The sequence below is a fragment of the Nocardia sp. NPDC060220 genome (genome assembly GCF_042727815.1).
Classification (GTDB): Bacteria; Actinomycetota; Actinomycetes; order Mycobacteriales; family Mycobacteriaceae; genus Nocardia.
Genome location: NZ_JBHWZY010000128.1, coordinates 1 through 11,450, shown reverse-complemented (window position 1 = coordinate 11,450; position 11,450 = coordinate 1). Strand labels below are relative to the sequence as shown.

The 11,450-nt window shown below is 67.6% G+C and carries 9 protein-coding genes; 7 read left to right on the top strand and 2 right to left on the bottom strand.

Annotated elements, in window-relative coordinates; translation table 11 throughout:
- Positions 1 to 31: 31 nt before the first annotated feature.
- Together ACFWF3_RS09355 and ACFWF3_RS09350 are read right to left on the bottom strand one after the other, a co-directional pair.
- A complete protein-coding gene (locus ACFWF3_RS09355; protein ID WP_379313210.1) occupies positions 32 to 532 on the bottom strand; it encodes an NADPH-dependent FMN reductase in 501 nt (166 codons plus the stop codon).
- A gap of 91 nt (positions 533 to 623) precedes the next feature.
- Positions 624 to 2,945: an FdhF/YdeP family oxidoreductase gene (locus tag ACFWF3_RS09350; protein WP_379313209.1), complete on the bottom strand. Its 2,322-nt coding sequence runs from the start codon at positions 2,943 to 2,945 to the stop codon at positions 624 to 626.
- A 296-nt stretch (positions 2,946 to 3,241) separates the two neighbouring features.
- On the opposite strand from ACFWF3_RS09350, the gene ACFWF3_RS09345 reads away from it, so the two are divergent.
- The 7 genes from ACFWF3_RS09345 to gatB all read left to right on the top strand — a co-directional run bounded on the left by ACFWF3_RS09345 (position 3,242) and on the right by gatB (position 11,436).
- Entirely contained in the window at positions 3,242 to 4,483 is a 1,242-nt protein-coding gene (locus ACFWF3_RS09345) for an FUSC family protein (RefSeq protein ID WP_379313208.1), read from the top strand.
- 12 nt (positions 4,484 to 4,495) lie between these two features.
- Positions 4,496 to 5,407 (top strand): LysR family transcriptional regulator, encoded by a 912-nt coding sequence (locus tag ACFWF3_RS09340; protein WP_379313207.1) that lies wholly within the window; start codon positions 4,496 to 4,498, stop codon positions 5,405 to 5,407.
- 179 nt (positions 5,408 to 5,586) lie between these two features.
- Positions 5,587 to 6,396: a formate dehydrogenase accessory sulfurtransferase FdhD gene (gene fdhD, locus ACFWF3_RS09335; RefSeq protein WP_379313206.1), complete on the top strand. Its 810-nt coding sequence runs from the start codon at positions 5,587 to 5,589 to the stop codon at positions 6,394 to 6,396.
- 109 nt (positions 6,397 to 6,505) lie between these two features.
- Entirely contained in the window at positions 6,506 to 7,390 is an 885-nt protein-coding gene (locus ACFWF3_RS09330; RefSeq protein WP_379313204.1) for a hypothetical protein, read from the top strand.
- 28 nt (positions 7,391 to 7,418) lie between these two features.
- On the top strand, positions 7,419 to 8,453 hold the full coding sequence (locus tag ACFWF3_RS09325) for an ATP-dependent 6-phosphofructokinase (protein WP_378633402.1): 1,035 nt from the start codon (positions 7,419 to 7,421) through the stop codon (positions 8,451 to 8,453).
- Positions 8,454 to 8,505: 52 nt separating this feature from the next.
- Positions 8,506 to 9,885 (top strand): alpha/beta hydrolase family protein, encoded by a 1,380-nt coding sequence (locus ACFWF3_RS09320; protein ID WP_379313203.1) that lies wholly within the window; start codon positions 8,506 to 8,508, stop codon positions 9,883 to 9,885.
- Positions 9,886 to 9,930: 45 nt separating this feature from the next.
- Positions 9,931 to 11,436 (top strand): Asp-tRNA(Asn)/Glu-tRNA(Gln) amidotransferase subunit GatB, encoded by a 1,506-nt coding sequence (gene gatB / locus ACFWF3_RS09315; protein ID WP_378991617.1) that lies wholly within the window; start codon positions 9,931 to 9,933, stop codon positions 11,434 to 11,436.
- The last annotated feature ends 14 nt before the right edge of the window (positions 11,437 to 11,450 follow it).

The window sequence follows — 11,450 nt, the reverse complement described above, 5'->3', positions numbered from 1 at the left end:
ATATCTCGGGGGCCGCGGTCGCGGAGGAACCTCAGCTAGCCGAAGCAACCGCGATCACTGTGTCGCCGAGCCGGGCCACGGTGTCCGGGTCGCTCCACGACCCGGTGATCGACACACCGTCGGCCACCACCTCGGCGCCCGCCTTGCGCAATCGATCGGCCAAGTCCTGATTGATCACCTCACCGGGCCCCACCGTGATCACCGCAACCGGTTTGCCCCCGACGGCCGGCGCCGACTCCGGATTGGCCAGCCACGCGATCACACTCGCCGCCAGCGGCGCCACGGTCTCGCCCTCGGCCGCGAACAGCAGCACACCGTCGGCTTCCAGCGTGGAGCGGCGCAGCTGGTTGGCGATCAGTGGCCGCCCGTCCTCGGTGTCGATCGCGGCACTGTAGGCGGGCAGGGTGTCGAGCTCGGCCAGGCTCACCACGTCGATGTTGTTGCGGATCGCGACCTGCTGGGCCTCGGTGGCCAACTGCTGCGTCGTGGACGTCTCGCCGGGTTCGGCGATGAGTGCGAGCAGATATGACATCGGTTGTCCCCCTACTTCGCGTGCTCGATATCGCCGATCGACGCCAGTGTCTTTCGCGGGTGCTGGTTCATTGTCATCTCCTCGACAGAGTTCAACTCGACGGTGTGACAGTCACTTTCACGCTCTTCATCATCGGCTGATCGCTCTCGGTGCTGTAGTCGCCGATCGCGCACAGCACATTCATTTCCGGCATGTACCCGGCGGCGCAGCCCGGCGGAATATCGTAGGTGACGACCTTGTACTTGGAGAGCGATCGCGTCGACCCGTCACGGGCGGTACTGGTGATGTCGACCTCGTCGAACTCTTTCAGGCCGCGGTCGCGCATATCGCGAGAGTTCATGAAGACCAGCGTGCGCAGGTTCTTCACCCCGCGATAGCGATCGTTGCTGGTGTAGATGGTGGTGTTCCACTGGTCATGGGAGCGCTGCGTGGCCAGGGTGAGCACCCCGGCCGGGTTGGTTGTGTCGGGCAGCGTCGCGGCGGAGAACTCCGCCTTGCTGGACGGGGTGAGGAAGATCAGCTCCCGCGCGGGTTGCCGGATCCGGAATCCGAGTCCCAGTCGCACCCGCCGGTTGTAGTCCTCGAAACCGTCCAGGACCTTCGACATGGTGTCGCGGATGCGGTCGTAATCCTCGACGTAGTATTCCCACGGCGTCTTCGTCTCGGGCAGTGTGGCTTTGGCGATACCCGCCAGAATCGCGGGCTCCGACAGCAGATGTGGCGACGCGGGCTTCTTCATGCCCTTGGACAGGTGCACCACGGCCATGCCGTTCTCCATCGAGACCACCTGCGGGCCGCTGCGCTGCTCGTCGTATTCGGTGCGCGCGAGGCAGGGCAGAATCAGCGCGCGTTTGCCGTGCACGACGTGGCTGCGGTTGAGCTTGGTGGAGACCATGACGGTGAAGTCGGCCTTCTGGAACGCCTCGAAGGTGTATTCGCTGTCGGGCGCGGCCTGGACGAGGTTGCCGCCCATGCTCATGAAGAACTTCAGCTTGCCCTTCTGCAGCGCCTCGATGGCGGAGACGACGTCGTAGCCGTTGGCGCGCGGCACGTGGATCTCACACACCGTGGCCAGCCGGTCGAGGAATGCGGCGGGCGGATTGTTGTCGATGCCGCACGTACGGTTGCCCTGCACATTGCTGTGCCCGCGCACCGGCGACGGTCCCGCGCCTTCGCGACCCAGGTTGCCCCGCAGGAGCAGCAGGTTGACGATCTCGCGGATCGTCTCCACGCCGTGCTCGTGCTGGGTGACGCCGAGACACCAGCTGATGATGCTGCGGTCGGAGTCGCAGTAGATGCGGGCGGCCTTGCGGACCTCGGCCTCACTCAGGCCCGACTCGGTCTGGATATCGGCCCAGGTGGTCGCCTCGACTTCGCGCACGTACTCGTCGAAGCCGACGGTGTAGCGCTCGATGAACTCGTGGTCGAGAGCCTTCTCGTCGGTCGCGGACTCTTCGAGGACGGCCTTGGCCATGCCGCGGATCAGCGCGAAGTCGCCGCCGATGCGCACCTGCAGGTTGAGCGTGCCGGTCTTGGTCGGGTGGAAGGTGGCCATCGCGAGGAAGTCGTGCGGGATGATCGTGTTGCGCGAGCCCGCTTCGATCAGCGGATTGACGTGCACCACCTGGGCGCCGCGCTTGTAGGCCTCGGCGAGCGAGGTCAGCATGCGCGGCGCGTTCGAGGCGACATTGAGGCCCATCACGAACAGCGCGTCGGCCTTGTCCCAGTCCTCGAGGTCGCAGGTGCCCTTGCCGGTGCCGAGCGAGGCCTGTAGAGCTCGGCCGCTGGCTTCGTGGCACATATTGGAGCAGTCGGGCAGATTGTTGGTGCCGTACTCGCGCACCATCAACTGGTAGAGGAACGTCGCCTCGTTGGCGAGTCGGCCCGAGGTGTAGAACGCGGCCTCGTTCGGGTCGGGCAGCTCGCGCAGCGCCTTGCCCACCATCTCGAACGCGTCGGCCCAGCTGATCGGCACATAGTGGTCGGTCTCGGGGTCGTAGACCATCGGCTCGGTGAGCCTGCCCTGGTCCTCGAGGTCGAAGGAACTCCAGGTGGCCAGCTCGGTGACGGTGTGCTGGGCAAAGAATTCGGGAGTGCACCGCTTGTGCGTCATCTCCCAGGTCACGTGCTTGATGCCGTTCTCGCACACGTCGAGGACCAAGCCGTCGGTGGCGTCGGGCCACGCGCAGCCCGGACAGTCGAAGCCGCGTTCCTGATGGTTCATCTTCAGGATGGCCTTGGTGCCGATGAACGGCTCGTGTTCCTTGCCGACCATGAACTTTCCGACCGCGATCGCCGCGCCCCAGCCCGCCGCCGGATGGTGGTAGGGCTTGGCCTTCGGCACGGCCGCCCGGTCTGCTGCTTCGCTCGGGCCCCGATCGGGATCCCAGATGGTGTGCGGACCGTCAGCCATGTCAGATCTTCCCTTCGCGGTGAATGCGGGTCGAGAAAGATGTGCCCTGTCCAGTGCCTCGGTTGGATTCTCTACCGTCGAGATCACGGAAGGGCGTAGGTAACTTTCGTCGTGTCGCTCGGCGGCGTCCAAGTCCGATTTCCGACCGGTCGATCGGTCGCGCTTATCACTCCCGCTATAGCGCCGTTTTCGCCGGTGCGACCGGGATCACCGCAGGTTGACGGCGTGCGCGCGGATCGTGCAGGCTTGATCATCGGCCCTACGGGCATGTCCCGCGACCGACTTCGGAGGAACCCTTGCGCACCACGCGAACACGGGCGCGCCAGATTTACCAACGGTTCGTCACCGAGATCGATCATCTGCCCGCCGCCCGCGTTTTCGTCGGTCTCGCGATCCCCGGCCTCGTGCTGATCGCGGTGGGCCGCACCGACCTGCTCATCTACGCGGTCTTCGGTTCGTTCACCGGGATGTACGGCTTCGCGGAATCGCCACGCCGGCGCTTGATCCACCAGAGCGAAGCGGCGGTGATGCTGGTCGGCGCCGTCGGCGCCGGCATCCTGCTCGCGCGCCTGCATGCCCCTCCCGCGGTGCTGGTGTCGGCGGTCGCGGTGTTCGCCGCGGTCGCCTCGCCGATCACCGACCGCCTCGGCTTGCGGCCGGAGGGGCCGTTCTTCGGGATCTTCGCGTTCGGCGCCATCGCCATGGTGGCCGGGGCGCAGCGCGATCCGCTCCTGGCGCTGGTGCTGTGCGCGGGCACCGCGATGCTGTGCGTGATCGTCGGCTATCTCGAGTCGACGCGGCGAGTCCGCCGGGCCGGCATGTGTGCGATGCGGATACCGATTCCGCCGCATCGCACCGGAGGGGTGTCGTACGTGCAGGCGGGACGCTACGCGCTGGCGATCTCGATCGCCGGCGGGATCGGGCTGCTGCTCGGCGTCGGCCATGCCAATTGGGTGATGGCGGGCGCCGCGGTGCCGCTGGCCGCCGCCAGCTCCCGTGACCGGATCACCCGCGGCATGCACCGGGTGGTCGGCACGTTCATCGGACTCGCGGTCACCGCGCCGCTGCTGATCCCGGGTCCGAGCCCGGCGATGCTCGGCCTGGCGATCATCGCGCTGCTCTACCCGACCGAATTGTTCATGGCCCGCCACTACGCGGTGGCGATGGGCTTCTTCACGCCGCTGATCATGTCGATGACCGAACTGGCCGATCCGTCCGATCCGCTCACGTTGCTCACCGAACGCGGAGTCGACACGGTGATCGGCGTCGCGGTGGGAATCGCTGTCGCCCTGCTCATTCGCGAACCCGCTACCCCCGCGTTACCCACCTTCGAGACGCCGGTATGCGAAACGTTGCATACTGTCGGCATGGCTGACGACAACGAGTGGTACTACTGCCTCAAGCACCACAAGGCCGAACAGGGCAAGGCCTGCTGGTACGGCGACCGGATGGGCCCCTACCCGGACCAGGCCACCGCCGAGAAGGCGCTCGAGATCGCGAAGGCGCGCAACAAAGCAGCCGACGACCAGGACGACTGACCCGCTCTCCGAATGCTGTTCCGTCAGCTCGAATACTTCGTCGCGCTCGCCCGGGAACGGCATTTCGCCCGGGCGGCGAAGGCCTGTTACGTGTCGCAGCCCGCGCTGTCGGAGGCGATCCGCAAACTCGAACACGAACTCGGCGTGCCGCTGGTCCGCCGCGCGCGCACGTTCGAGGGTCTCACCCCCGAGGGCGAGCGGCTGGTGCTGTGGGCCAGGCGGATCATCGCCGACCGCGAGGCACTCGAACACGAGGTCCGCGCATTGCAGACCGGTCTCACCGGTGAACTGCGGATCGGGGTGGTGCCCGCGGCGTCGAGCACCGTCGCGCTGCTCACCGACCCTTTCTGTACCGAACATCCGCTGATGCGGGTGCGGGTCGAGACGAGTCTGCGCTCGCCCGACATCGTCGAACGGATTCGCCGATTCGAGCTCGACGCGGGCATCGTCTACGCGCAGGGTGTCGACACTTCGGGCCTCACCCTCACCCAGCTCTACGCCGAACGCCACGTTCTCGTCGCGGGGAGCGCGCTCGTCGCGGGCCGCACCGAGATCTCCTGGGCAGACGCGCTGGAACTGCCGATGTGCCTACTGCCACCGGGGATGCGCGGTCGTCAGCTGATCGACGACGCGCTCGCGACACTGGGCCTCACCGCGGCACCCCAACTCGAGAGCGACTCGGTGGCGACACTGCTCGAACACGCCCGCACCGGGCGGTGGGCGTGCATCGTGCCGCAGCCGTGGGTCGCGGCGCTGGGACCCACCGCCGACATCCGGGTGTTCGAACTGGCCGACCCGGTGGTCACCGCGCAGATCGTGCTCGTCACCGCGGCGGTCGAACCCGGATCGGTGCTCACCACCGCCCTCATCGGCACCGCGCGGACCACCGACTTCGCCATCGCGCCGCGCCCGACAGCGGGCTGATCCCATTCAGCTATGACCGGGCAACCGTTGGGTACTGTGCACGACCATGACCACCCGGTCACGACGACGATCGAATCCGTCGCCGGACTCGCCACCGGTTGAGCGTTGATCCATCGCGCCGATCACCTGATCGGCAACCCGTGTTTGATCAGAACCCGCACAGTGAGCAGAGTCATGGGATGAGCAGAGTGACCGCACGGCGCAAGACGACCCGCCTGTCCCCGGCCGGGCGGATTCAGCGACCCGACACTCTCGCCGTCGAGGAGCCGCTCGAGATCCGGGTCGACGGCCGATCGCTCACCGTCACCATGCGCACCCCCGGCAACGACATCGACCTCGTCCACGGCTTCCTGTTCGGTGAGGACATCATCGGCTCGGCCGACGACATCGTCACCGCGCGCTACTGCGCGGGTACCGACAGCGACGGCCGCAACACCTACAACGTCCTCGATCTGCGCCTGCGCAATCCGGTGCCGATCCACACCCGCAATTTCCTCACCACCGGCGCCTGCGGCCTCTGCGGTAAGACCGCGCTCGACGAAGTGCGCACCCGCACCCGCTTCCCGATCCCGCACGATTCGGTGTCGATCAGCACCGACACCCTGACCGACCTGCCGAAACAGCTACGCGCCGGGCAGAAGTTGTTCGAGGCCACCGGGGGCTTGCACGCGGCGGGTCTGTTCACCACCGACGGCACGCTGCTGGCCCTGCGTGAGGACATCGGCAGGCACAACGCCGTCGACAAGGTGATCGGCTGGGCCGTGCGCGAGAACCGGGTGCCCGCGCACGATCTGGTGCTGGTGGTGAGCAGTCGCGCGTCGTTCGAACTGGCGCAGAAGGCGGTGATGGCCGGGATCCCGATCCTGGCCGCGGTGTCGGCGCCGAGCGTGCTCGCCGTCGACCTGGCCGCCGAGTCCGACCTCACACTCGTCGGCTTCCTGCGTGCCGAAACGATGAATATCTATACGGGCGAACACCGTCTGACCTGAGGGTTCGGTGCTCGAAGTGGGCGATCGGCATATGTCGCAGTACGGTAACGGTACGGGTCGCCAGCACCGAACGCCCCGGGGGAGTTTACAAACGAAAATGCTTCACATAATGAATAATGAACGACGCCATCACGTCCGGGTGGTGCTGTCCGCGTTGCTGGGCGTGGTCGTGCTCGCTACCGCGGGTTGCGGTACCGAGCCGAAGGCCGCCCGGTCGAGCGTGACCACCACGGTTCCCGTCGCCGATCCCGGCGCCGACAACGGCACGATCTCGATCGCGGTACCCGGCAGCCTGGCTGCCGATTTCAGCGAGCTCCAGCAGGGTTTCCGCGGGAGCGCGGGGCTGGCGATCATGCCGGTGGGCGGCAAGAAGATGGTCACCTTCGGCAACTGGTCCTCCGGTCCAGCCTGGTCGACGATCAAGGTGCCGCTGGCCATCGCGGCCCTGCGCAACAGCGCTTCCTACTCGTCGTATGCCTCTGCGGCGATCACCGCGTCGGACAACGGCGCCGCCGACACCCTGTGGGCCTCGCTCGGCAGCGGTGCCGACGCGGCCAAGGCGGTGGAGGGCGTGCTGCGCGAAGGCAGCGACACCCGCACCACCGTGCCGGCCACGCGCACCCGTGCCGACGCGTCGGTCTACGGTCAGGCCGAATGGACACTGGCCGACCAGGTGCGCTTCGCCTCGCAGCTGCCGTGCATCCCGCAGAGCGAGCGGGTGGTCGGGCTGATGCAGCAGATCATCGCCAGCCACCACTGGGGTCTGGGCGCGTTCGGCAGTGCCGAGTTCAAGGGCGGGTGGGGGCCCGACCCGGCGGGGAAGTACCTGGTCCGTCAGTTCGGTCTGATCGACTCGCCCACCGGCCGGATCGCGATCGCCTTCGCCGCACAACCGGATTCGGGCAGCTTCAACGACGGTATGGCCATGCTCGACAAGATGGCGACGCTCATCTCGGGGCACCTGAGCGAGCTGGCCGGAGGTCACTGCCCCTGATCGAGGCCGGTGCGGCAAGATGAACGCCATGCGCATCGGAGTCTTGACCGGAGGCGGAGATTGTCCAGGTCTGAACGCGGTGATCCGGGCTGTGGTCCGCACCGCGAACGGACGCTACGGCGATGCCATCGTCGGTTTCGAGGACGGGTGGCGCGGCCTACTCGAGGATCGAAAGATCCGCATTCACAACGACGATCGCACCGACCGCCTGCTCACCAAGGGCGGCACGATGCTCGGCACCGCACGCACCAACCCCGAGGTGCTGCGCGCAGGCCTGCCCAGGATCCAGCAGACCCTCGACGACAACGGCATCGAAGCGCTGATCCCCATCGGCGGCGAAGGCACACTCACCGCCGCGAGCTGGCTCGCCGACGAGGGCGTGCCGGTGGTCGGCGTGCCCAAGACCATCGACAACGACATCGACTGCACCGACGTCACCTTCGGCCACGACACCGCGCTGTCGATCGCCACCGAGGCCATCGACCGTCTGCACACCACCGCCGAATCCCATCAGCGGGTGATGCTGGTCGAGGTGATGGGCCGCCACGCCGGCTGGATCGCGCTGAACTCCGGGATCGCCGCGGGCGCCCACTTGACCCTGGTGCCCGAGGAGCCGTTCGACGTGTCGCAGGTGTGCGCGATGATCAAGGCCCGCTTCCAGCGCGGTGACAAGAGCTTCATCTGCGTGGTCGCCGAGGGCGCGCATCCCGCGCCGGAATCCGGATTCGCGTTGCGCGAGGGCGGGATCGACGAGTTCGGCCACGAGCGGTTCACCGGCGTCGCCCAGCAGCTGGGGTCGGAGATCGAGCGCCGCATCGGCAAAGAGGTGCGCACCACGGTGCTCGGCCATATCCAGCGCGGTGGCAGCCCCACACCCTACGACCGCATTCTCGCGACGCGGTTCGGGGTACACGCGGCCGAGGCGGTGCACGCGGGGCATTTCGGTCAGATGGTGGCGCTGCACGGCACCAATATCGGTCTGGTTCCGCTGTCGGAGGCGACCAAGCAGCTCAAACGCGTTCCGCCGGAACGGCTCAGCGAGGCGTCGGCGTTCTTCGGCTGATATCGGCGCCGGTTCCTCCGACATTGTCGGTGCGCGTCGGTACCGTGGGTTCATGCGCACCGGTCGAGTGATCGTTTCGGTTCTTTTCGTCGTCGCCGCGCTGGTGGCGGGGTGTTCGGGGGCCTCGGACGACGCGGCCGCCCCCACTGTGTGGGGCAGCTGGCACGGTGACATCGAGGTACCGGGGCAGCCGATCTCGATCGGGGTGAGCTTCGCCGAGGACGGATCGGCCACCATCGACATCCCGGCGCAGGGTGTGCGCGACGCGCCGTTGAAAGATGTACGCACCGAACCGGACCGGGTGGAGTTCACCATCCCCGACGCGCCGGGTGACCCCGGCTTCCGCGGCAAGCTCGACGGCGACCGGCTCACCGGTGACTGGGTGCAGTCCGGGGAGAAGGCTCCGGTCACGCTGCAGCGCGGCAAGATCGAGAACCTGCCCCGCCCGCAGGACCCGAAACCGCCGTACCCGTACCGCAGCGAGGACGTCACCTATCGCAACGGCGACATCACCATCGCGGGCACGCTCACCGAACCCGAAGGTAGTGGCCCGTTTCCGGCGATGCTGCTGATCACGGGCAGTGGCCCGCAGGACCGCAACGAAGAGCTGATGGGCCACCGCCCGTTCCAGCTGCTCGCCGACACCTTCACTCGCGCAGGCTATGCCGTGCTGCGCACCGACGACCGTGGTGTCGGCGGTACCAGCGGCACTCTCGACGACGCCACCTACCCCGACCTCGCCGCCGACGCGGCCGCGGGCCTCGCGTTCCTGCGTACCCGCCCCGAGATCGATCCCGCCCGAGTGGGTCTGTTCGGGCACAGCGAAGGCGGCTACCTCGCCCCGATGGTCGCCGCGCTGCCCGACAGCAATGTCGCCTTCGCGGTTCTGATGGCAGGCCCGTCGGTCCCCGGCGCCGACGTGCTGATCGAGCAGAACAAAGTGATCATGGCCTCGACGGGGGCGCCGCAGGGCCAGATCGACCAGCAGGTCGCCTACGTCAGTGAATGGTCGAGGCTGTTGCGCGCGGGCGATATCGAGGGCGCGCGGGCTTTCACCCAGCGGCACAACGACTCCCTGCCGGTGGCCGAACGCGCGCCCCAGGAGGTGGTCGACGGGTTCAACACCCCGTACATGACCTCGTTCATCACCCACGACCCGAAACCGACGCTGCAGGCGCTGCGCGTGCCGGTGCTGGCGTTCTTCGGCGACAAGGACCAGCAGGTCATCGCCACCCAGAACGAAGGCCCGATGCGCGAGAACCTCGCCGCCGCTCCCGACGCGACCGTGCACACGTTTCCCGGCCTCAACCACCTGATGCAGCCCACCGCGACCGGCAAGCCGAGCGAGTACGCGACCATCGAGACGACCATCGACCCGGCGGTGCTCACCTTCGTCACCGGGTGGCTCACCCAGCGCGTCCCGCCCCGCTAGGACCACCGGCCGAGTGCGTCAGCGGGCTTACCTAGACTGGGCGTCATGAGTGCACCCACGGTCGAGTTGATGGATTACGCCGATGTCATCTCCCGGTACGAGCCGGTGCTCGGCATGGAGGTCCACGTCGAGTTGTCCACGGCGACCAAGATGTTCTGCGGTTGCCCCACCGAGTTCGGCGCCGAACCCAATACCCAGGTGTGCCCGGTGTGCCTCGGCCTGCCCGGCTCGCTGCCCGTGGTGAACGAGAAGGCCATCGAATCGGCCATCCGGATCGGCCTCGCGCTGAACTGTTCGATCACCCCGTGGGGCCGGTTCGCGCGCAAGAACTACTTCTACCCCGATCAGCCGAAGAACTACCAGATCAGCCAGTACGACGAACCGATCGCCACCGAGGGCTACCTCGACGTGACCCTCGACGACGGGTCCATCTTCCGCGTCGAGATCGAGCGCGCGCACATGGAGGAGGACACCGGCAAGTCCCTGCACGTCGGCGGCGCGACCGGACGCATCCACGGTGCGAGCCACTCGCTGCTCGACTTCAACCGCGCGGGCGTGCCGCTGATCGAGATCGTCACCAAGACCATCACCGGTGCCGGTGAGCGCGCGCCCGAGGTGGCCCGCGCCTATGTCACCGCGCTGCGCGAGGTGCTGCGCTCGCTGAACGTGTCCGACGTGAAGATGGAGCAGGGTTCGCTGCGCTGCGACGCCAACGTGTCTCTGATGCCGGTCGGCGCCAAGGAATTCGGCACTCGCACCGAGACCAAGAACGTGAACTCGCTCAAGAGCGTCGAGGTCGCGGTGCGCTACGAGATGCGTCGTCAGGCCGCGGTGCTCACCGCCGGCGGCGAGATCATCCAGGAGACCCGCCACTTCCAGGAAGCCGACGGCTCCACCGCCGCTGGTCGCCGCAAGGAAACCGCCGAGGACTACCGCTACTTCCCCGAGCCCGACCTCGAGCCTGTCGCCCCGGCCGCCGAGTGGGTCGAGGAGCTGCGCGCCACCATCCCCGAATACCCGTGGCTGGTGCGCGCCCGGATCCAGGCCGACTGGGGCCTGTCCGACGAGGTCATGCGCGACCTCGTCAACGCGGGCGCCCTCGACCTCATCATCGCCACCGTCGACGCGGGCGCCCCCGCCAACGAGGCGCGCTCCTGGTGGGTCGCCTACCTGACGGAGAAGGCCAAGGAACGCGACATCGCCCTCGCCGACCTGCCCATCACCCCCGCCCAGGTCGCCGCGGTGATCGCGCTGGTGGAAACCAAGACCGTCAACAACAAGGTCGCCAAGCAGGTCGTCGACTTCGTCCTCGCCGGTGAGGGCGAGCCCGCCGCCATCGTCGAGGCCAAGGGCCTCGGCATGGTCAGCGACGACTCGGCCCTGCAGGCCGAGGTCGAGAAGGCCCTCGCCGCCAACCCCGACATCGCCGAGAAGATCCGCTCCGGCAAGGTTGCCGCCGCGGGCAAGATCGTCGGCGACGTCATGAAGGCCACGCGCGGCCAGGCCGACGCCGCCCGCGTCCGCGACCTGGTCATCGCCGCCTGCAGCTGAGGATGAGAAGCGGC

Bases quoted from the DNA above. Each gene is read 5' to 3' on its own strand.
- ACFWF3_RS09355 (WP_379313210.1), bottom strand. From the start codon at position 532: ATGTCATATCTGCTCGCACTCATCGCCGAACCCGGCGAGACGTCCACG.
- ACFWF3_RS09350 (WP_379313209.1), bottom strand. From the start codon at position 2,945: ATGGCTGACGGTCCGCACACCATCTGGGATCCCGATCGGGGCCCGAGC.
- ACFWF3_RS09340 (WP_379313207.1), top strand. From the start codon at position 4,496: ATGCTGTTCCGTCAGCTCGAATACTTCGTCGCGCTCGCCCGGGAACGG.
- fdhD (WP_379313206.1), top strand. From the start codon at position 5,587: ATGAGCAGAGTGACCGCACGGCGCAAGACGACCCGCCTGTCCCCGGCC.
- ACFWF3_RS09330 (WP_379313204.1), top strand. From the start codon at position 6,506: ATGAATAATGAACGACGCCATCACGTCCGGGTGGTGCTGTCCGCGTTG.
- ACFWF3_RS09325 (WP_378633402.1), top strand. From the start codon at position 7,419: ATGCGCATCGGAGTCTTGACCGGAGGCGGAGATTGTCCAGGTCTGAAC.
- ACFWF3_RS09320 (WP_379313203.1), top strand. From the start codon at position 8,506: ATGCGCACCGGTCGAGTGATCGTTTCGGTTCTTTTCGTCGTCGCCGCG.
- gatB (WP_378991617.1), top strand. From the start codon at position 9,931: ATGAGTGCACCCACGGTCGAGTTGATGGATTACGCCGATGTCATCTCC.